Origin of the sequence: Actinomadura violacea, assembly GCF_017573465.1 — a bacterium.
Classification (GTDB): domain Bacteria; phylum Actinomycetota; class Actinomycetes; order Streptosporangiales; family Streptosporangiaceae; genus Spirillospora; species Spirillospora violacea.
The window spans coordinates 1-21045 of sequence record NZ_JAGEPF010000011.1; the positions used below are offsets into that span (position 1 = coordinate 1).

A 21045-nucleotide genomic window follows, 5' to 3' on the forward strand; every position below is an offset into this window, starting at 1 on the left:
TCCACCACCCTTACCCCTCTTCCCCTCCCCGACGCTTGCCGATCCCCCCGGCCCCCGCGGCCCCCGCCGCGGCGCGTCCGGCCGGCAGGCACGCGGCCCCGGCGCCCGAGGGCGCCCCCGCCGAGCAGCTCGCGCTGCGCGGACGCACCGAGAAGATGTCCAGGATCCGGCAGACCATCGCCCGCCGCATGGTGGAGTCGCTGCAGGTGTCGGCGCAGCTCACCACGGTCGTCGAGGTCGACATCACCAAGATCGCGCGACTGCGGGAGCAGGCCAAGGCCGACTTCCAGTCCCGCGAGGGCGTCAAGCTGTCGTTCCTGCCGTTCTTCGCCCTGGCCACGATCGAGGCGCTCAAGGCGCACCCGAAGGTCAACGCCGTCATCGACAGCGAGACCAACGAGGTCACCTACCACGACGTGGAGAACCTCGGCATCGCCGTCGACGTGCCCGAACGCGGCCTGATGGTCCCGGTCGTGCACAACGCCGGCCAGCTCAACCTCGGCGGCCTCGCCCAGCGCATCGCCGACCTCGCCGACCGGACCCGCACCAACAAGGTGAACCCGGACGAGCTGTCCGGCGGCACGTTCACGCTCACCAACACCGGCAGCCGCGGCGCGCTGTTCGACACCCCGATCCTCAACCAGCCGCAGGTCGGCATGCTCGGCACCGGCGCCGTCGTCAAGCGCCCCGCCGTCATCGACGACCCGGAGCTGGGCGAGGTCATCGCCGTGCGGTCCATGGTCTACCTCGCCCTGACCTACGACCACCGGCTCATCGACGGTGCCGACGCCGCGCGCTTCCTCGGCACCATCAAGCACCGCCTGGAAGAGGGCAACTTCGAGGCCGACCTCGGCCTCTAAGTCACACGGCCTCTGAGCCGCCGTCTCCACCCGGGACCCCGTCGCCCCACGCGGGCGGCGGGGTTCCGCGCGTACCGGGGAAGCCCGGGAACGGCCCGGCGGAAACACGGGACCGCGTTGAGAATCTCAGCATTCGCTGGCGCCGTCCCCGTAGGGTGGGGCCATGAGGGTGACCGTGACGGGCTCGTCGGGCCTGATCGGATCGGCGCTGGTGCGGGCGCTGCGGGAGGACGGGCACGACGTCGTGCGGCTGGTGCGCCGCGAGCCGTCGGCGCCGGACGAGGCGCGCTGGTCCCCGGCCGACGGCTGCGTGGAGGCGGCGGCGCTGGAGGGCGCCGACGCCGTCGTGCACCTGGCGGGCGCCGGCGTCGGCGACCGGCCGTGGACGAAGGCGTACAAGCGCCGGATCAGGGACAGCCGGCTCGACGGCACCCGCACGCTCGCGGAGGCGATCGCCGCGGCGGGCCACCGCCCGCCGGTGCTGGTGTGCGGGTCCGCGATCGGGTTCTACGGCGACACCGGCGACCGGGAGGCCGACGAGAAGACGCCCATGGGCACCGGGTTCCTCGCCGCGCTCGTGCGGGACTGGGAGGCGGCCGCCGCGCCCGCGCGCGAGGCGGGGGTCCGGGTCGTCCATCCGCGCACCGGGGTGGTGCTGGCGCGCGGCGGCGGGATCCTCGGCCGGACGCTGCCGCTGTTCCGGCTCGGGCTCGGCGGACGGCTCGGCGACGGGACGCAGTGGACGAGCTGGATCTCGCTCGCCGACGAGGTCGCGGCGCTGCGGTTCCTGATCGAGCACGAGCTGTCGGGGCCGGTGAACCTGACCGCGCCGGACCCGGTGACCAACGCCGCGTACACCGCGGCGCTCGGCCGGGCGCTGCACCGTCCGGCGCGGCTGGCCGTCCCGAAGGCGGTGCTGCGCGCCGCGCTGCGCGACTTCGCCGACGAGGGACCGCTGGTCAGCCAGCGGGTGCTGCCGCGGCGGCTGGAGCACGCCGGGTTCCGGTTCCGGCACCCGGACGTGGACGCCGCGCTCGCCGCCGTCCTGTAGCGCCCCGGACCCGGCCGGACGCGGGTCGGCCGTACCGAGACCAAGATTCGCTAAAGTCCCGGCCGATTCCGTTCGGTGGCCATACGGTGACATTGAGAGAGCTTGCCGACGAGGAGGGCGAATGAGCACCGACGGACAGCCGCACATCCTCGCCATCGGCGGGGGCACGTTCGTCCCGGACGGCCGGGAGGGCATCGCGCCGAGCCCGCTGATGCGCTACGCGCTGGACCTGACCGGGCAGGACCGCCCCCGGATGTGCTTCCTGACGACGGCGGTCGGCGACGGCGCCGAGTACGTCGCGCGCTTCTACGCCGGGTTCTCCCAGCTGGACGCCGAGGTCAGCCACCTGTCGCTGTTCCCGATGCCGAGCGTCGCCGACATGCGCGCGCACCTGCTCACCCAGGACCTGATCTACGTGTCCGGCGGCAGCGTCGCGAACCTGCTGGCGCTGTGGCGGCTGCACGGCCTCGACGAGATCATGCGGGAGGCGTGGCAGGAGGGCGTGGTGCTGTCCGGGCAGAGCGCGGGCGCGCTGTGCTGGCACGTCGGCGGCAACACCGACTCGTTCGGGCCGCAGCTGCGGCCGCTGACCGACGGGCTGGGCTTCCTGCCGTACTCGTGCGGCGTGCACTACGACAGCGACCCGCAGCGCCGGCCGCTGCTCCAGCAGCTCATCGGCGAGGGCGCCCTGCCCGGCGGGTACGCGGCGGACGAGTCGGTCGGCCTGCACTACGTCGGCACCGAGTTCGTCCAGGCGGTGTCGTACAAGCAGGACGCCGGCGCGTACCGGGTCGAGCCGGACGGCCCCGGCACCGCGAAGGAGACGCGGCTGGAGCCCCGCCGGCTGGCGTCCCTCTGAGGAAGCGGTCGGCGGGCGGCATAGGCTGGCGGGCGTGAGTGATCTGGACGTGCGGGGGGCCGCACCCGAGACGCCCCCCGGGCAGGCGCCGGCGACCGGCCGGCTGGTGATCGTCCACGCGGGCTTCGGGACCGCGGCCGTCCCCTACCTGGACGGCTGGGACCTGCAGAAACGCACGCACGCGCTGCGCGTGGACGACGCCGTCCCCGACACCGTCCTGCTGATGGAGCACCAGCCGGTGTACACGGCGGGCAAGCGCACCGGCGACCTGGACCGGCCGTTCGGCGATCCCGGCGCCCCGGTCGTGGACGTCGACCGCGGCGGCAAGATCACCTGGCATGGCCCGGGGCAGCTCACCGGCTACCCGATCGTGCGGCTGCCCGATCCCTCCGACGTCGTGTCCTACGTGCGGCTTCTCGAGCGGATGATGATGGCGGTGTGCGCCGAGTTCGGCCTGGAGACCACCACCGTGGAGGGCCGCAGCGGGCTGTGGGTGCCCGGCACCCCGGACCGCAAGATCGGCTCGATCGGGATCCGGGTCGCGCGCGGTGTCGCCATGCACGGGTTCATGCTGAACTGCGACAACGACATGGGCTGGTTCGACAAGATCGTGCCGTGCGGCATCCGGGACGCCGCGTCCACCAACCTCAGCCGCGAGGTCGGCCGGGACGTCACCGTGGCCGAGGTCACCCCGCTGGTGGAGCGCCACCTCGCCGCCGAGCTCGGCGCCCGGGAGACCTTCCACCGCACGACGGCGCAACTCGGCGTCTAACCGACACCTGGACGACGCCTGGACGGCGCCTGGAAGGCCGTTCAGGCGTTCGGGAACATCACCTTGTACAGGGCCTGGCCCTCGTCCGCCGCGGCCCGGAAGTAGCCGACCAGCGCCTCGTAGGCCGGCTTCAGGACGCGGTCGCGGGCGGCGGCGTCCATCCGGCCCGCGTCCTGCACCCCGGCCTGCACCATCACCGCCGGGGCGAAGCGGCCCGCGACGCCGCCGAACGGCGTGGCGGCCAGGTGGTCGGCGGCCGGCTTCACCCGGTCCGGCGCCAGGTAGATCACGTCCATGCCGAGCTCGTCGGCGCCGTCCTCGGTGAGCAGCCGCCCGCCGCACACCGCGTCCGCCTCGGGCTGGCGCCCCTCCCACGGGTCGCCGGTCACCAGGTAGTGCAGCGCCTGCCACACGCCGCCGACGTCCAGCGGCGCGACGGGCACCCGGCGCCGCCAGTCCGGGTCGCCGAACACGCGGCGGGCGATCCGGGCGGGGTCGGCCTCCCCCTCCAGTACCGGCGGCACCCTGAGGTACGACATTGCCAGACCCACTGCGGTCCTCCATGCGAACGCTGTTGCGTGACGACAGGGAGTCACCCTAGAGAGAACCGCCGGCGACCTGGGGCCGAAACACGCGAATCAACGGTGTGAGCGGGCTAACGTCACACGTTCGAGATCGGTCCGATACGGGTGCGTTAACCGGGGGGCGGCGCCGGCGCGATGTGCCGGCGCGCTGATCGCGACGTACCCTGAACGGGTGACGACGGTGACACCTGAGGGGCGCAAGCTCCTGCGCGTAGAGGCCCGCAACAGCCAGACCCCCATCGAGCGCAAGCCCGAATGGATCAAGACCCGGCTGAAGATGGGCCCGCAGTACCGGGAGCTCATCGGCCTGGTGAAGTCCGAGGGCCTGCACACGGTGTGCCAGGAGGCGGGCTGCCCCAACATCTTCGAATGCTGGGAGGACCGCGAGGCCACCTTCCTCATCGGCGGCGACCAGTGCACCCGGCGCTGCGACTTCTGCCAGATCGACACCGGCAAGCCCGCCGCGTTCGACCGCGACGAGCCGCGCCGCGTCGCCGAGTCCGTGGCGACGATGGGCCTGAGGTACGCCACCGTCACCGGCGTGGCCCGCGACGACCTGGAGGACGGCGGCGCCTGGCTGTACGCCGAGACCGTCCGGCAGATCCACGCGGCCGTGCCCGGCTGCGGCGTCGAGCTGCTGATCCCCGACTTCAACGCGGTCCCCGAGCAGCTCGCCGAGGTCTTCTCGTCCCGGCCGGAGGTGCTCGCGCACAACGTCGAGACGGTGCCGCGGATCTTCAAGCGGATCCGGCCCGGGTTCCGCTACGAGCGGTCCCTCGAGGTGATCACCAAGGCCCGCGAGGACGGCCTGGTCACCAAGTCGAACCTGATCCTCGGCATGGGCGAGACCCGCGAGGAGGTCTCGGCGGCGCTGCGCGACCTGCACGAGGCCGGCTGCGAGCTGATCACGATCACCCAGTACCTGCGGCCGAGCCCCCGCCACCACCCGGTGGAGCGGTGGGTGAAGCCCGAGGAGTTCGTGGAGCTGAACGCCGAGGCCGAGGAGATCGGCTTCGCGGGCGTCATGTCGGGGCCGCTCGTCCGCTCCAGCTACCGCGCCGGACGCCTCTACAAGCAGGCCGTCGAGGCCCGGCAGAGCTGATTGCGCACCCCCGCGCCGCCCTCGCGTCCGTTTCACCGGGCGAGGACGGTGTCGGGGCGGGGGTCTCGGCCGACTATTCTTGGGTTCATGTCGAAAACGCCCGCGGACGGGAGCCAGGAGCGTCCGGGCCGCCTCAAGCAGATCCGCATGGTCGCCCAGGTGCTCCGCCAGGCCGACCCTAAGGCCCTTCCGATCGTCGCCGCGTCGGCGCTCGGCACCCTGATCGTCGTCATCGTGATCGGGCTGGTGATCGGCCGGCTGTGGTTCTTCGTCCCGCTGGGCATCCTCGCCGGCGCCGCCGTCGGCCTGATCGTCTTCGGCCAGCTGGCGCAGCGCGCGCAGTACAAGGTGATCGAGGGGCAGCCCGGCGCGGCCGCGGCCGTGCTGAAGAACATGCGCGGTGACTGGACGGTCACCGAGGCCGTCAGCGGCAACCGCAACCTCGACATGGTGCACCGGGTCGTCGGCCGCCCCGGCGTCATCCTCGTCTCCGAGGGGCCCCGCAACCGGGTCGGTCAGCTGCTGGGCGCGGAGAAGAAGCGGATCTCCCGCGCCGCGCAGCAGGTGCCGATCTACGACGTGCAGGTCGGCGACGACGAGGAGCAGATCGCCGTCGGCAAGCTGCAGCGGCACCTGATGAAGCTGCCCCGCAACCTCACCAAGGCGCAGGTCGCGGAGCTGAACGACCGGCTCCAGGCGCTGCCCCGCTCCATGCAGATGCCGAAGGGCCCGATCCCCAAGGGCGCGAAGATGCCGAAGGGCCCCAAGCCGAAGATGCGGTGACCGTCCCGCGATGAAGCGCCCCTTCGGGGGCGCTTTCCTTTTCCCCGGCCTTTTCTTTTCCCGGCCCGGTCAGTTGTGCACGACGGCGGTGTTGGACGCGCGGTCGTGCATGCCGCGGTAGTCGCGGTCCCAGATCAGCGCCGGCAGGACGAGCAGCAGCAGGAGCGACCGGGCGAACCCCATGAGGAACCCGACGGGCCGCCCGTCCAGCCGCACGACCCGGATGCCGCACAGCCGCTTGCCGATCGTGGTGCCGAGCGTCGCGGTCAGCAGCCACGCCTGGATCCCGAAGATCACCAGCGTCCACAGGCTGCGCTGCGGCGCCGACCAGTCCAGCGCGCGCGCGAGGCCGCTCGCGACCAGCGTCGACAGCCCCCAGTCGATGAACAGCGCGAGCAGCCGGCGGCCGTAGGAGGCGATGGCGCCGCTCCCGCTCGCCGGCAGGCCCAGCCGCTCACCGGGGCGCCCGAGGTCGGCGCCGGCGGAGCGCGCCCCCGTCAGCCACGTCTGCGTCCATCGCGGCCGTGCGGCCTGCTGCTCTTTACCACCGCTCATGGCCTCTACGCTATCCGCTCCCCCGGCGGGTTCCGACCCGGCTCCCCCTGGGGAGGGAGCACGGTGGAGCAGGACGCGACGGCGCCCGCGTAACACAGCCGAAACATATGGGACACGGCCGGGAAACGGCCCTGCCGTAACCTGCGAGATGCCCGAAAAGCGCACCGAGGAGGCCGGATGTTCAGCAGCGCCGAAGAGGTCCTGAGCTATCTCGAGAACGAGGACGTCAAGTTCGTCGACTGCCGGTTCGTTGACCTGCCGGGCAAGATGCAGCACGTCACGATCCCGACCGGGAACTTCGGGCGGCGCGCCTTCGAAGACGGGATGATGTTCGACGGCTCGTCGGTCCGCGGGTTCCAGGAGATCCACGAGTCCGACATGCTGCTGCTCCCGGACCCGGCCACGGCCGTCCTGGACCCGTTCCGCCAGCACAAGACGCTGATCCTGAACTTCTTCGTGCACGACCCGCTGACCGGCGAGCCCTACAGCCGCGACCCGCGCAACGTCGCCCGGAAGGCGCAGGACTACCTGCGCGGCACCGGCATCGCCGACACCGCCTACTGCGGGCCCGAGGCGGAGTTCTACATCTTCGACGACGTCCGCTTCGAGACCAAGCAGAACGCCGGCTACTACTTCCTCGACTCGGTGGAGGGCGCCTGGAACACCGGCCGGGAGGAGCCCGGCGGCAACCTCGGCGCCAAGCCCCCCTACAAGGGCGGCTACTTCCCCGTCCCGCCGATGGACCACTACACCGACCTGCGCTCGGAGATGGCGACGCAGCTGCTCGCCTCCGGCATCGAGGTCGAGCTGCAGCACCACGAGGTCGGCACCGCGGGCCAGTCGGAGATCGGCGTGCGCTTCGACACGCTGCTGAAGTCCGCCGACAACCTGCTGCTGTACAAGTACATCGTCAAGAACGTGGCGCGGGCGGCCGGCAAGACCGTGACGTTCATGCCGAAGCCGATCTTCGGTGACAACGGGTCGGGCATGCACGTCCACCAGTCGCTGTGGAAGGACGGCGCGCCGCTGTTCTACGACGAGGTCGGCTACGCGGGCCTGTCGGACACCGCGCGGCACTACATCGGCGGCCTGCTCCGGCACGCCCCGTCCCTGCTGGCCTTCACGAACCCGACGGTCAACAGCTACCACCGGCTCGTCCCGGGCTTCGAGGCGCCGGTCAACCTGGTCTACTCGCAGCGCAACCGGTCGGCGTGCATCCGCGTCCCGATCACCGGCTCGAACCCCAAGGCCAAGCGCATCGAGTTCCGCGTCCCGGACCCGTCCTGCAACCCCTACCTCGCCTTCTCGGCGATGCTGATGGCGGGCCTGGACGGCATCAAGAACAAGATCGAGCCGGCCGAGCCGATCGACAAGGACCTCTACGAGCTGCCCCCGGAGGAGGCCCGCTCGATCCCGCAGGTCCCCGGCTCGCTGCCCGCCGTCCTGGCGGCCCTGGAGGCCGACCACGACTACCTGCTCGAGGGCGGCGTGTTCACCCCGGACCTCATCGAGACCTACATCGCGATGAAGAACGAGTTCGAGATCGACCCGATCCGCCTGCGCCCCCACCCCCACGAGTTCGAGCTCTACTACGACGTGTGATCGTCGTTGTGGAAGGCCCGCGAGGACGCCTCGCGGGCCTTCCGCGTTCCCGGGGTCAGGCGAAGGACGCGGCGTGGGCGGCGGCCCACTGCTCGAACGTGCGGGGCGGACGGCCCGTCACGTCGCGGACGGTGGTGGTGACGACCGATTCGTCCAGCGAGCCGGCGACGTAGAAGTCGAAGAAGGCGTCCACGTACGGCTCGGGCATGCGCTGGAGCATCTCCGCGCGGGCCTCGTCGTCGGGCTGGGCGTCCAGCCGCAGGTCGCGGCCCAGCACGCCGCCGAGGATCCGCAGCCGGTCGGCGGGCCGCAGCGGCTCCGGCCCGGTGACGCGGAGGACCCGGCCGTGGTGGCTGCCCCGCAGCAGCGCGGCCGCCGCGACGGCCCCGATGTCGGCCGGGTCGATCACCGCGATCGGCACCCGCGCGAACGGCGCGCGCACCACGTCACCGGCGTTGAGCTGCGGGATCCATTCGAACGTGTTGGACATGAACCCGCTTGGCCGCACGATCGTCCAGGCGGGCTCCGACTCCGTGACGGCCGCCTCCGACTCGATCATGTAGCGGCTGACGGCGTTGGTCAGGTCGCCCGATTCCGCCGAGGACCCCGACAGCAGCACCACGTGCGCGACCCCGGCGCGTCCCGCCTCGGCGAGGAGTTCGGCCATCCCCGCGTAGCCGGGCAGCAGGAACAGCCCGCGCGCGCCCTGCAGGGCCGGTGTGAGGGTCTCGGGCTTGTTCAGGTCGCCGGTGACGTACTCGACGCCGTCCGGCGCGTCCGCCGGAGCCTCGCCCCGCGTCAGCGCCCGCACCGGTTCCCCGCCGGCCGCCAGCGCCGCCGCGACCTCGCGTCCCACGTTGCCCGTCCCGCCCGTGACGAAGAACATCCCCGCACTCCCCTCTTGTTAGGGAACGTTCCCTAACAAGCCGGTACGCTAGGCGCATGCGTCGGATTCGGCAAGGGGTCCGGTGATGCGCCGCAGCGCCGCCGAGACACGGGAGCGCCTCTTGGAGGTCGCCCACGACCTGTTCTACTGGCAGGGCATCAGGGGCGTCGGCGTGGACAGGATCGCGGCCGCGGCGGGCGTCGCTCCCACCACCCTCTACCGGCTGTTCGCGTCCAAGGACGACCTGATCACCGCCTACGTCACCCGCGCGGATGGCCTTTACAAGGAATGGTTCGAGACCACCGCGGGTGACGAGGACCGGCCCGCGCGCGCCCGGATCCTCGCGCTGTTCGACGAGCAGACCGAGCAGATCCGGCCCGACCGGTGCCGCGGCTGCCCGTTCCTCATGGCGCTCGCCGAACTCCCCGACTCCGCCCACCCCGCCCACCAGGCCGCCGCAGGCACGAAGCGGTGGGTCCGCGCCCGCTTCGCCGAACTGGCTGCGTCCGCCGGCGTCGCCGATCCCCAGGCCGTCGCCGACCAGCTGGCGCTGGCCTTCGAGGGCGCCTACGCGTCCGTCCAGGCCCTCGGCGCCGACGGCCCGGCCCGGCGCGCCCGCCGCCTGGCCGAACTCATCCTCGACGCCGCCACCTCGTCTTGAGACCGCCCCGTTTCAGGCGGGGTGGGCGCCGTGGACGGGGGCGTCGATGACGAAGTCCTGGCGGTGGGTGCGGCCGGCGGTCAGCAGCACGCGGGCGACGGCGGGGGTGTGGCCCCGGGCGAGCAGGAGGACGGTGACGAAGTCCTCGGGGAGGCCGGCGGCGGCGTAGCGGCCCTCGTCGTCGGTGCGGGTCCGCATGAGCTGGCGGCCGCCGGTGGCGAGGACGGTGACCAGGGCGTCGGCGACGGGCTCGCCGGAGGTGGTGCGGACGGCCCCGACGAGGCCGGGGATCACGTCGCCGAAGTGCTCGTGGTGGGCGGGGCTGACGGGGTGCGGGAGGGGCGCCTCGAAGGTGGGGTCCTCGACCACCTCCTCCTCGGGGGCCGCGCCGGCCTCGGCCTGGGCGGCCTTGCGGTGCTGGAGGTAGGCGCCGACGCCGACCAGGGCGAAGCCGGCGGCGGCCCAGCCGCACAGGACGAGGGTGGGCCGCAGGAGCCCCTCGTAGTCGAAGTAGAAGATGCCGTGCAGGGCGTCCAGGAGGTTGCCGAGGGGCATGACGGGGTGCAGCGCGCGGAAGAAGCCGGGGACGAGCTGGTACGGGATGGCGCCGCCGCTGGACGGGATGGACAGCAGCACGAACAGGGTGATCGCGACGCCGGGGATGAACTGGCGGACGAACGGGACGAGGCCGTAGGTGAACTGGGCGACGGCCTGGGTGATGAGGAAGCCGTAGGCGATGGCGACGGGGTCGTTGGGGACGACGTCCATGGCGAGGGCGACGTAGAAGCCGACGACGGCCATGAACGCGCCCATGGCGGCGAGGGTGAGCACTTTGACGCGGCGGCTGACGGTGACGGCGCGCATCAGCATCATGACGGCGATGTAGGGGGCGATGTTCCAGGCCATGGCGAGGTAGAACAGGCCGGTGCCGGTGAGGTCGCCCTTGGCGGTGGGGACGAGTTCGACGGTCCGGATGGTCTGCCCGCCCTGTTTCGCGACGGCGGTGAAGGTGCTGGTGGCGGCCTGTTCGAGGAAGGTGCCGTCGGCCTTGGCGATGTAGAGGGTGGCCTGGGCGGGGCCTTCGACGCTGTAGGCGGCAACGGCCTCGCGGCTGAGGATCTTCTTGCGGGCGGCGGACGCGTCCTTGACGGGGATGACCTCGAACGCGCCGGGCGCCTGCTTGCCGAGCGCCGGGCCGAGCCTCTCCGCGACCGCGGGCGGCGACACGGCGACGCGCACGTCGTGGGGCGCCGGGGAGTGGAACGGCAGCATGTAGCAGATCAGGAAGCCGAAGAAGAACAGCAGCGGGAACCACAGGCTGCCGGCCAGCGACATGAGCAGGGTCGGCTCGTCCTCGCGGTCGTCGGTCACGCTCGGGGACCTTTCTGGACGGAACGGGTTCCACCCGGGCGAAGCACGGGCGCGGCGCTGGCATCATGTGCCGGGAGATCGCGGCGGAGGGAACGGCGGGCGGGATGGCGGGCGAGGCCGGGGAGGCCCTGCGGGACGGTCGTGCCCTGCTGGACGCCGCGCTGGCGCTGGCCGCCGACCACCGGCGCGCGGTCGCGGAGGTGCACGAGGCGCTGGCGCCGCTGCGGGCGGAGGCCGGGCGCGCGCAGCTGGCGACGATCCCCGTCGCGCGGCTGAAGGACGTGACGGACGGGCGGCTGCGCCTGACGCCGCTCGAGCAGGCGGGGATGACCACCGTCCTGGACGTCCTGGACGCCACGCAGTACCGGCTCCAGCTGATCCCCGGGGTCGGGCCGCAGACGGCGGCGCAGATCCACGCGGCGGCGCACAGCCTGGCCGAGGCGGCGGAGCGGGCGGCGGGGATCCGGATCGACGCCGGGCGCCGCGATCCGGCGACGACCGCGCTGGTCGTGGCGCTGCACCGGCTGGTGAACGCGGGCCCCGACCTGCCGCGCGCCCGCAAGGCGGCCGACGAGCTGGCGGCGCGGCTGGCCCCGCTGGTGCGCGACGCGCGGCCGGCGGCGTCGTGGTGGCGGCGGGTCTTCGCGGGTCCGGCGCGCCGGGAACGCGCCCGCCGGGCCGTCGCCGAACTGGCGGAGGCGGCCGGACAGGCGCGCGAGGCGCACCTGGTGATCTCGCAGGCGTCGGTGGACCTGCTGCGTCCCGCCGCGTCCGCGGACGAGGCGTGGATCGACTACGAGCTGCGCGGGTCGGACTACCAGACGCTGCTGGCGGAGCTGGCGGCCGTCGAGCCCGAGCGGGCGGCGGCCGAGGGGTTCCTGCCGGACGATCTCGCCGCGCGGGTCAAGGCGCAGCCGCTGGACGAGACGTACCGGCGGGTGTCGCTGCGCGGCTACCAGTCGTTCGGGGCGCGGTTCGCGCTCGTCCAGCGCCGGGTGATCCTCGGCGACGAGATGGGGCTCGGGAAGACGGTCCAGGCGATCGCGGCGATCGCGCACCTGCGCGCGGAGGGGGCGACGCACTTCCTGGTGGCGTGCCCGGCCAGCGTGATGATCAACTGGGTGCGGGAGATCGAGGACCGCAGCCGGCTCGCGGCGCGCCCCGTGCACGGGCCGGGGCGGGCGGCGGCGCTCGCGGAATGGGCGGGCGCGGGCGGCATCGCGGTGACCACCCTCGACACGCTGCACGCGCTGGACGTCCCGGACGAGGTCCCCGTCGCGATGGTCGTGGTGGACGAGGCGCACTACGCCAAGAACCCGGAGACGCGGCGGGCGAAGGCGGTGGCGGCGTGGTGCGCGCGGGTGGAGCGGGTGCTGTTCCTCACCGGCACGCCGATGGAGAACCGCGTCGAGGAGTTCCGCAGCCTGGTCGGGTACCTGCGGCCGGACCTCGCCGCGTCGGTCAGGCCGAGCGACGCGGCGGTGGGCCCGCGCGCGTTCCGGCAGGCGGTCGCGCCCGCGTACCTGCGCCGCAACCAGCAGGACGTGCTGGTCGAGCTGCCCGAGGTGCAGGAGATCGAGGAGTGGGAGGAGTTCAGCGTCGCGGACGAGGCCGCCTACCGGCAGGCCGTCGCGGACGGCAACTTCATGGCGATGCGGCGCGCCGCGTACGCCGACCCGAAGCGGTCGGCGAAGCTGGCGCGGCTCACCGAGCTGGTCGACGAGGCGGCCCGCACCGGCCTGAAGGTCGTGGTGTTCTCCTACTTCCGGGACGTGCTGGCGGCCGTCGAGCTGATGGTGGGTCCCGCCGCGCGCGGGCCGATCTCCGGGTCGATGCCCGCGGCGCACCGCCAGCGGCTGGTGGACGACTTCACCACCGAGCCGGGGCACGCGGTGCTGCTCGCGCAGATCCAGGCGGGCGGCGTCGGGCTGAACCTCCAGGCCGCCTCCATCGTGATCATCTGCGAGCCGCAGGTGAAGCCGACGATGGAGGAGCAGGCGATCGCCCGCGCGCACCGCATGGGGCAGGCCCGCACCGTCCACGTCCACCGGCTGCTCACCCCGCACGGGGTGGACGAGCGGATGCTCCGGATCCTGCGGGGCAAGGCACGGTTGTTCGACGAGTACGCGCGCCGCAGCGACCTCGCGGAGCGCACGCCGGACGCGGTGGACGTGTCCGAGCAGGCCCTCGCGCGGCAGATCGTCCAGGAGGAGCAGGAAAGGCTCGGGACGGCGCCGTGAGAACGGGATCGGGCGCGGCGTCCGCGGGAAGATCCGCGGTGTCCGGCGCGTTCGGGCAGGCGGGCCCGGTCCGGGCCGCCGAGGAGCAAAGGGGATGACATGGCCGAGGTCAGGGTGGAGCGCACCGAGGACGGGTTCCAGGCCGTCAACGGGCGGGGCGCCCGCGTCGCCATCGGGGACGGGGACACCGAGGGCGCGTTCACGCCGGTCGAGCTGCTGCTGGCGGCGCTCGGCGGCTGCGAGCTCGTCACCGTGGAGCCGCTGACGGCGCAGCGCGGGCACCGGATGGCGCGGCTCGCCGCGACCGTCCAGGCGGAGAAGGTGGAGACCAGCAGGCTGGGCACGATCACGGTCACCTACGACGTCGATCTCCCCGAGGGCGACGACAAGGCCGAGGACGTCCTGAAGGCCGTCGCCAAGCGCGTCCACGACCGGTACTGCACGGTCGGGAACGCGCTGAAGGAGCCGATGAAGATCGACCAGATCGTCTGACGGCCTGCCGGCCGGCGCCGGGGTCAGCCGCACGTCGCGCCGGCCGCCGGGAGCAGCCCGTCCAGCAGGTAGGAGTCCACGACGCGGCGGACGCAGGGGTCGCCGGTGTCGTACGCGCCGTGCCCCTCCCCCTTGAGGGTGAGGAGCGCGGCGCTCCCGCCGAGCGACTTCACCAGCGCGGCCGCCCACGCGTACGGGGTGGCGGGGTCGCCGGTGTTGCCGACGACCAGGATCGGCGCGGCGGCCGGCGCGGACACCTCGCGCGCCGCGTCGTCGCCCTTGACGGGCCACCCCGTGCACTGCAGCAGGCCCCACGCCATCGACGGCCCGAAGACCGGGGACGCCTTGCGGAACGCCGGCATCAGCCGCCGGACGTCGGCGGCGGTGTAGCGGTCGGTGCCGTCCGCGCAGGTGATCGCGGTGTTCGCGGCCGTCAGATTGCCGTAGGCGCCACTGGACTCGCGGCCGTTCTGCAGGTCCGCGAGCATCAGCAGCAGCGTCCCGTCGTGCCGCTTGACGGCGTCGACGAGCCCCTGGGCGAGGTAGGGCCACGCCTGCTTGCTGTAGAGGGCGGCGGCGGCGCCGGTGTCGCCGAGGCTCTGGGTGAGCCTGCGGCCTCCGGACGTCTTCAGCGGCTTGCGGTCGAGGCCGGCGAGGATCTTCCCGGTGGCCGCCGCGACGGACTCGCCGTCGCCGCCGAGCGGGCACGACTTCGCGCCGAGCTTCGCGCAGGCCGCGCCGAAGTCGACCAGGGCGCGCTGGAACCCGGCGGCCTGCTGGAGTCCCAGGTCGGCGGTGTTCAGCCGGGTGTCGACGGCCCCGTCCAGGACGGCGCGCCCGACGTCACCGGGGAACTGGTGGGCGTAGTTCCCGCCGAGCCAGGTGCCGTAGGAGATCCCGAAGTAGTTCAACTTGGCGTCGCCGACGGCTTCGCGGATCGCGTCCAGGTCGCGGGCGGCGCTGAGCGTCCCGACGTAGGGCAGCAGCCTGCCCGACCTCGCCTCGCACGCCTTGGCGTAGGACGCGCGCCGCGCGAGGTAGGCGGTCTCCTCGGCGGGCGTGTCGGGCGTGTCGTCCTCGGCGGTGATCTGGTCCATGGTCCGGTCGTCCACGCAGGTGACCGGGGCGCTGCGGCCGACGCCGCGCGGGTCGAAGCCGACCAGGTCGTAGCGGGCGTTGAGGGTCGCGTACTGCGGCGCGGCCTGGGCGAGGGTGTCGACGCCGTCGCCGCCCGGCCCGCCGAAGTTGAACAGCAGCGACCCGATCCGGCGGCCGGGGCCCTTCGCCGGGATCTTCATCAGCGCGATGCCGATCGTCCCGGAGGACGGGTGCGCGTAGTCCAGGGGGACGTCCAGGGTCGCGCACCGGTACCGGGCCTGCGAGACGCCCGGGTCGGGGGCCGGGAGGCCGGTGCAGGGCCTCCACGCCGGCTTCGGGACGGTCCCGCCGGTCACGGCGGCGGCCGCGCGGACGGCCGCCGATCCGTCCGGGCCGTCCGCCCATCCGGAGCACGAGATCAGTCCGAAAGCGGCCAGCGTCGCCGTGCTTGCCGTCGTAATGCCGGGTATGGACCCGATCAACGCCATTCGTCCCCCCGCTCGTTCGTGGGGGGCCGATCGTGATCTACCCAACGCCTCCTATGCTGATTCCTGATCAAGTTCACAGGCTCCATACGGAGGCAGGACCCCGGCACCTCAGGGGCCCCTCCCCCGAAAGTCCGGATGCCGCGTCGGGGTCGTACTACTCAGGTCTGAGACGAAGACCATTCGCGGCGGTGATCTCAACTGGGGGCCGCGAGGCAAAGATAGGTAGCATGGCTCATTCCGCCCCCCCAGCAGAGCGCCGAGGCCGGTCCGACACCGGCCGCGGTGAGCGACGCAGTGCCGCGACGAGGCGGCCCCGGGTGCTCACGGCGCCGCCGGTGTGGCGCGAGCTGCTCCTGCTCGTGCTCTTCTACACGGGCTATACGCTGACGCGCATCGTCCTCGTCCAGGACGGCACCGGCCCCGCCTTCACGCACGCCTACCAGATCCTGCACGCGGAGAAGCTGCTGGGCCTGGACGTGGAACTGGGCCTGAACAAGACGCTGATCAACGTGCCGTGGCTCGCCCGCACCGCCAACATGTTCTACGCCACCATGCACTTCATCCTGACGGCGCTGGTCGTCGTCTGGCTGTACCGGTACCGGCCGCGGGAGTACCGCTGGCTGCGCACCGGGATCATGGCGGCGACCGCGCTCGCGCTGATCGGCTTCTGGCTGTACCCGCTCGCGCCGCCGCGGTTCCTGCACAGCGCCGGGTTCGTCGACCCGGTGACCTACCTGCACTCCTTCGGGCTGTACTCCAGCGACGCGTCCGGCAGCCTCACCAACCAGTACGCGGCGATGCCGTCGATGCACGCCGGCTGGGCGCTGTGGTGCGGGTTCGTGCTGGTCAAGTTCGTCTCGCAGCGGTGGGCGAAGGTGCTCGGCGTGATCTACCCCGCCACCACGGTGTTCGTGATCCTGTCGACAGCCAACCACTACGTGCTGGACGCGGTGATCGGGATGGCGCTGATCGGCGGATCGCTCGGTGTCGCCTGGCTGCTCTACACCCGCTGCCCGCAGCCGGTCATCGACCTGCGGGACAAGGCCGTCCAGCGGATCCGGCACCCGCACGGCGCCCGCCGCGCCGACTCGGCCGCCGGAGCCGCGTCGGGATCACGCTGCTGATCCGGGCCCGGCCGGCCGCCGGGCCCGGATCACCCGCGCCCGGAACGGCATGGCCGGCAGGACGGCCCCGCGGTCAGTCCTCGGCGCCGTAGAACACGCGCTCCACGACCGCGCGGGCGCGGCGGGCGTGCCGCTGGTAGTCCTCCAGCAGGTCGCCGGCCCCCGGATAGCCGAGGACGCTGCTGACGGCGGTGCGCTCGCGGTGGTGGTCGGTCGGCAGCAGGTCCGACGCGCGGCCCCGCACCAGCATGAGCGAGCCGCGGATCCGGGTCGCCAGGCACCACGCGTCCGCCAGCACCTGCGCGTCGTCGCGGTCCAGCAGCCCCGCGTCCGCCGCCGCCTCCAGGGCCGCGAGGGTCCGGGTGGTGCGCAGCGCCGGGACCGCGTGCGCGTGCCGCAGCTGCAGCAGCTGCGCGACCCACTCCACGTCCGACAGGCCGCCCGGGCCGAGCTTGATGTGCAGCCTGCGGTCCACGCCGCGCGGCAGCCGCTCCGACTCCATCCGCGCCTTCAGCGTCCTGATCTGGCGCAGCGCGTCCTCGCCGACGCCGTCCTCCGGCCAGCGGATCGGGTCGATCAGCGCGCGGAACCGCTCGCACAGCCCCGGGTCGCCGATCACGGGGTCGGCGCGCAGCAGCGCCTGCGCCTCCCACGGCTGCGACCAGCGCCGGTAGTACGCCGCGTACGAGGCGAGGGTGCGCACGAGCGGCCCCTGGCGCCCTTCCGGGCGCAAGTTCGGGTCGATGTCCAGCGGCGGGTCCGGCGCGGGCAGCGCGAGCAGCCGGCGCAACTCCTCGGCGACGGCGTGCGCGGCGCGGCCCGCGGCCCGCTCCTCGGCGCCGGGGCAGGGGTCGTGCACGAACATCACGTCGGCGTCGCTGCCGTAGCCGAGCTCGTGGCCGCCGAACCGGCCCATCGCGACCACCGCGACCCGGGTCGGCAGCGGCGCCCGCGCCTCCATCTCGATCTTGCTGACGGCGGCGCGCAGCGCGGCCTCGACCGTGACGGCGGCGATGTCGGTGAGCGCCGTCCCGACCGTCTCCACGTCGGCGAGGCCGAGCAGGTCGGCGGCCGACACGCGGAACAGCTCGCGGCGGCGCAGCCCGCGCACGACCGCGACCGCCTCCTCCGCCGGGCCGCCGCCCTCGGCGTGCCGGCGGACCGCGGCGAGCATCTCGGCCCGCAGCGCCTCGTGCGGGCGCGGCCGGAGCCCGTCGGTGCTGCCGAGCAGCGCGACCGCCTCCGGCGCGCGCAGCAGCAGGTCCGTGGCGTACCGGCTGGACCCGAGCAGGCAGGCCATCCGCTCGGCGACGCTCACCTCGTCGCGCAGCAGCCGCAGGTACCACGGCGTGGTGCCGAGCGCGTCGCTGACCTTCCGGAACCCCAGCAGCCCGGCGTCGGGGTCGGGCGCGTCGGCGAACCAGCCGAGCATCACCGGCAGCAGCGTCCGCTGGATCGCGGCGCGCCGCGACACCCCCGAGGTGAGCGCCTCGATGTGCCGCAGGGCGCCCGCCGGGTCGGCGTAGCCGAGGGCCTCCAGCCGGGTGCGGGCGGCCTCCGGGGTGAGCCGGGCCTCCTCCCCGGGGAGCCGCGCCACGGCGCGCAGCAGCGGCCGGTAGAACAGCTTCTCGTGGATGCGGCGGACCTCCCGGGCGTGCCGCCGCCACAGCGCGGTGAACTCCCCGACCGGGTCGGTGCGCAGCCCGAGGGCGCGGCCGAGGCGCCGCAGGTCCGCCTCGTCGTCGGGGACGAGGTGGGTGCGGCGCAGGTGGTGCAGCTGGATCAGGTGCTCGACGCGCCGCAGGAACCGGTACGCCGAGGTCAGCGCGGCCGCGTCGTCGCGCCCGACGTAGCCGCCCTGGGACAGCTCGGCGAGCGCGTCCAGGGTGCCCGGGCTGCGCAGCGTCGCGTCGGCGCGGCCGTGCACGAGCTGCAGCAGCTGCACGGCGAACTCGACGTCGCGCAGGCCGCCGGGGCCGAGCTTGAGCTGCCGCTCGGAGTCGCCGGTGCGGCGGTCCAGGTCCTTCTCGACGCGGCGCCGCATGTCCTGGACGTCCTGGACGAAGCCCTCCCCCTCGGCGGCCTTCCAGACGATCGGGGTGATCGCGTCCATGTACCGGGCGCCGAGCCCCGGGTCCCCGGCGATGGGGCGGGCCTTCAGCAGCGCCTGGAACTCCCAGGTCTTGGCCCACCGCTCGTAGTAGGCGCGGTGGCTGGCGAGGGTCCGCACGAGGGGGCCGGCCTTGCCCTCGGGACGCAGCGCCGCGTCCACCTCCCAAAGCGCGCCCTCCTCCGTCGAGGCGGAGCAGGCCCGCATCATCGCCGAGGCCAGCCGGGTCGCGGTGCGCAGGGCGGCGTCCTCGTCCGCACCTTCGCGCGCCTCCGCCACGAAGATCACGTCGACGTCGCTGACGTAGTTCAGCTCGCGGCCGCCGCACTTGCCCATCCCGATCACCGCGAGCCGGCAGGCGGCGTGCCCCTCGACCTCCGCGCGGGCGATCGCGAGGCCCGCCTCCAGCGCGGCGGCGGCGAGGTCGGCCAGCTCCACGGCGACCTCCGCCACGTCCGCGGCGCCGATCAGGTCGCGGCCCGCCAGCGACAGCACCCGCGCCCGGTACGCGGCGCGCAGCGCGACGAGCGCCTCGGGGCCCGCGCCGGACGCCACCGGGTCCTCGGCGGACGGGTCGGCGCCGACCGCCTCCAGCAGCCCGGCGTGCAGGACGGCCGCCGACGGGCGTCCCGGCCGGCCCGGCTCGCCCGGCGCCCCGTCGTCGCGCAGGACCCGCCAGTGCTCGGGATGCCGGACGAGGTGGTCGGCGAGCGCGTCGCTCACCCCGAGGACGGCGGCGATCCGCTCCCGGGTGCCCGGCTCCCCGTGCAGCGCCGCCCGCAGCTCTTCGGCGACGCCCCGCTCCGCGGCGGACGCGAGCACCCGCAGCAGGCCGTTCAGCGCGAGGTCGGGGTCGGCGGTGCCGCCCAGCGCGTCGAGGAGGTCGTCACCGACCGCCGCGCCGGCGTCCCGCTCGGCCTCCGCCAGCAGCCGCTCGGCGCGTCCCGCGTCGGTGAACCCGAGCCGCGCCAGCCGGCCGGCGAGGGACGGACGGCGGCGGTCGGAGGTCCACGGCTCGCTCACGGTCCCCACCGTATTCCGGTCAGAGGACCGCCAGCAGCCTCTTGCGCTCGAACTCGGTGACCTGCCGGCGGTAGTCCTCCCACTCCTGGCGCTTGTTGCGCAGGAAGAAGTCGAACACGTGCTCGCCGAGGACGTCCGCCATCAGCTCGCTGCGCTCCATCGCGTGGACGGCCTCGTCGAGGTTCTGCGGCAGCGGCTCGATGCCGAGGGCGCGCCGCTCGGCGGGGGTGAGCGCCCACACGTCGTCCTCGGCGCCCTGCGGCAGCTCGTAGCCCTCCTCGATGCCCTTGAGGCCGGCGCCGAGGATCGCCGCGAACGCCAGGTAGGGGTTGGCGGCGGTGTCCAGCGACCGGAACTCGATGCGGGTCGAGTGGCCCTTCTGCGGCTTGTACATCGGCACCCGGATGAGCGCCGACCGGTTGTTGTGGCCCCAGCAGATGTAGGACGGGGCCTCTCCCCCGGCGCCCGCCGCGGAGCCGACGTTGCCCCACAGCCGCTTGTAGGAGTTGACCCACTGGTTGCACACCGCGGTGATCTCGGCGGAGTGCCGCAGCAGGCCCGCGATGAACGCGCGGCCGACCTTGGAGAGCTTGTACTCCGCGCCCGGCTCGAAGAAGGCGTTGCGGTCGCCCTCGAACAGCGACATGTGGGTGTGCATGCCGGAGCCGGGGTGCTCGGTGAACGGCTTCGGCATGAACGTGGCGTGCACGCCCTGGTCGAGCGCGACCTCCTTCATCACCAGCCGGAACGTCATGATGTTGTCGGCGGTGGTGAGGGCGTCGGCGTACCGCAGGTCGATCTCCTGCTGGCCGGGGGCGCCCTCGTGGTGGCTGAACTCCACCGAGATGCCCATCGCCTCCAGCATCATGATCGCGTTGCGCCGGAAGTCGTGCGCGGCGCTGTGCGGGGTGTGGTCGAAGTAGCCGCCCGCGTCCGCCGGCTCGGGCTCGCTGCCGTCCTCCGGCTTGTCGTTGAGCAGGAAGAACTCGATCTCGGGATGGGTGTAGAAGGTGAACCCGAGGTCGGCGGCGCGGGCCAGTGCGCGCTTCAGCACGTACCGCGGGTCGGCGAAGCTCGGCGTGCCGTCCGGCATCAGGATGTCGCAGAACATCCGGCCGACGCCGGGCGACTCCGAGCGCCACGGCAGCACCTGGAAGGTGGACGGGTCGGGCTTGGCGATCATGTCGGCCTCGTACACCCGCGCGAAGCCCTCGATCGCCGAGCCGTCGAAGCCGATGCCCTCGCCGAAGGCGCCCTCCAGCTCGGCGGGCGCCACGGCCACCGACTTCAGGAACCCGAGCACGTCGGTGAACCACAGCCGGATGAACCGGATGTCGCGCTCCTCCAGCGTGCGGAGCACGAACTCCTGCTGACGGTCCAAAGC

18 protein-coding genes are annotated in these 21045 nt (G+C 73.3%); 11 read left to right on the forward strand and 7 right to left on the reverse strand.

What is annotated here, in order from left to right:
• From sucB to lipB, 4 genes are all read left to right on the forward strand, one after another.
• Positions 1-860, forward strand: an 860-nt coding sequence (gene sucB, locus J4709_RS18190) for a 2-oxoglutarate dehydrogenase, E2 component, dihydrolipoamide succinyltransferase (RefSeq protein WP_208242277.1), incomplete at its 5' end; no start/stop codon positions are given.
• A gap of 163 nt (positions 861-1023) precedes the next feature.
• Entirely contained in the window at positions 1024-1911 is an 888-nt protein-coding gene (locus tag J4709_RS18195) for a TIGR01777 family oxidoreductase (protein WP_208242278.1), read from the forward strand.
• A 121-nt stretch (positions 1912-2032) separates the two neighbouring features.
• Positions 2033-2770 (forward strand): Type 1 glutamine amidotransferase-like domain-containing protein, encoded by a 738-nt coding sequence (locus J4709_RS18200; RefSeq protein ID WP_208242279.1) that lies wholly within the window; start codon positions 2033-2035, stop codon positions 2768-2770.
• Between the two features lie 49 nt (positions 2771-2819).
• Entirely contained in the window at positions 2820-3542 is a 723-nt protein-coding gene (gene lipB / locus J4709_RS18205) for a lipoyl(octanoyl) transferase LipB (protein ID WP_372442117.1), read from the forward strand.
• A gap of 41 nt (positions 3543-3583) precedes the next feature.
• Here the strand turns inward: lipB and J4709_RS18210 are convergent, their stop codons facing one another.
• Positions 3584-4081, reverse strand: a complete 498-nt coding sequence (locus J4709_RS18210; protein WP_232383702.1) for a DUF1877 family protein — start codon at positions 4079-4081, stop codon at positions 3584-3586.
• 217 nt (positions 4082-4298) lie between these two features.
• Here J4709_RS18210 and lipA point away from each other — a divergent pair, with 217 nt between their 5' ends.
• Positions 4299-5228, forward strand: a complete 930-nt coding sequence (lipA, locus tag J4709_RS18215; protein WP_208242284.1) for a lipoyl synthase — start codon at positions 4299-4301, stop codon at positions 5226-5228.
• A gap of 87 nt (positions 5229-5315) precedes the next feature.
• Positions 5316-6011 (forward strand): DUF4191 domain-containing protein, encoded by a 696-nt coding sequence (locus J4709_RS18220; RefSeq protein WP_208242285.1) that lies wholly within the window; start codon positions 5316-5318, stop codon positions 6009-6011.
• A 69-nt stretch (positions 6012-6080) separates the two neighbouring features.
• On the opposite strand, the gene J4709_RS18225 is transcribed toward J4709_RS18220, so the two are convergent.
• On the reverse strand, positions 6081-6566 hold the full coding sequence (locus J4709_RS18225) for an RDD family protein (protein ID WP_208242287.1): 486 nt from the start codon (positions 6564-6566) through the stop codon (positions 6081-6083).
• A gap of 177 nt (positions 6567-6743) precedes the next feature.
• Between J4709_RS18225 and glnA the strand changes: the two genes are divergently transcribed.
• Positions 6744-8168: a type I glutamate--ammonia ligase gene (gene glnA, locus J4709_RS18230; RefSeq protein WP_208242288.1), complete on the forward strand. Its 1425-nt coding sequence runs from the start codon at positions 6744-6746 to the stop codon at positions 8166-8168.
• 55 nt (positions 8169-8223) lie between these two features.
• Here glnA and J4709_RS18235 read toward each other — a convergent pair whose 3' ends face one another.
• Positions 8224-9054, reverse strand: coding sequence for an NAD(P)H-binding protein (locus J4709_RS18235; RefSeq protein WP_208242289.1), 831 nt, complete (start codon positions 9052-9054; stop codon positions 8224-8226).
• Positions 9055-9139: 85 nt separating this feature from the next.
• Here J4709_RS18235 and J4709_RS18240 point away from each other — a divergent pair, with 85 nt between their 5' ends.
• Positions 9140-9715: a TetR/AcrR family transcriptional regulator gene (locus J4709_RS18240; RefSeq protein ID WP_208242290.1), complete on the forward strand. Its 576-nt coding sequence runs from the start codon at positions 9140-9142 to the stop codon at positions 9713-9715.
• A gap of 12 nt (positions 9716-9727) precedes the next feature.
• On the opposite strand, the gene J4709_RS55615 is transcribed toward J4709_RS18240, so the two are convergent.
• A complete protein-coding gene (locus J4709_RS55615) occupies positions 9728-11086 on the reverse strand; it encodes a carboxypeptidase regulatory-like domain-containing protein (protein WP_208242291.1) in 1359 nt (452 codons plus the stop codon).
• A gap of 65 nt (positions 11087-11151) precedes the next feature.
• On the opposite strand from J4709_RS55615, the gene J4709_RS54760 reads away from it, so the two are divergent.
• Positions 11152-13326, forward strand: coding sequence for a DEAD/DEAH box helicase (locus J4709_RS54760; protein ID WP_269757344.1), 2175 nt, complete (start codon positions 11152-11154; stop codon positions 13324-13326).
• 99 nt (positions 13327-13425) lie between these two features.
• Positions 13426-13818, forward strand: a complete 393-nt coding sequence (locus J4709_RS18255; protein WP_208242294.1) for an OsmC family protein — start codon at positions 13426-13428, stop codon at positions 13816-13818.
• Between the two features lie 23 nt (positions 13819-13841).
• Here J4709_RS18255 and J4709_RS18260 read toward each other — a convergent pair whose 3' ends face one another.
• Positions 13842-15404, reverse strand: a complete 1563-nt coding sequence (locus tag J4709_RS18260; protein WP_208242296.1) for an alpha/beta hydrolase — start codon at positions 15402-15404, stop codon at positions 13842-13844.
• 317 nt (positions 15405-15721) lie between these two features.
• Here J4709_RS18260 and J4709_RS18265 point away from each other — a divergent pair, with 317 nt between their 5' ends.
• Positions 15722-16528: a phosphatase PAP2 family protein gene (locus tag J4709_RS18265; protein WP_307801334.1), complete on the forward strand. Its 807-nt coding sequence runs from the start codon at positions 15722-15724 to the stop codon at positions 16526-16528.
• A gap of 73 nt (positions 16529-16601) precedes the next feature.
• Here the strand turns inward: J4709_RS18265 and J4709_RS18270 are convergent, their stop codons facing one another.
• Both J4709_RS18270 and glnA2 read right to left on the reverse strand, forming a co-directional pair.
• Positions 16602-19661, reverse strand: a complete 3060-nt coding sequence (locus J4709_RS18270; RefSeq protein WP_208242298.1) for a bifunctional [glutamine synthetase] adenylyltransferase/[glutamine synthetase]-adenylyl-L-tyrosine phosphorylase — start codon at positions 19659-19661, stop codon at positions 16602-16604.
• 19 nt (positions 19662-19680) lie between these two features.
• Positions 19681-21042, reverse strand: a complete 1362-nt coding sequence (glnA2, locus tag J4709_RS18275; RefSeq protein WP_208242300.1) for a gamma-glutamylpolyamine synthetase GlnA2 — start codon at positions 21040-21042, stop codon at positions 19681-19683.
• Positions 21043-21045 lie beyond the last annotated feature (3 nt).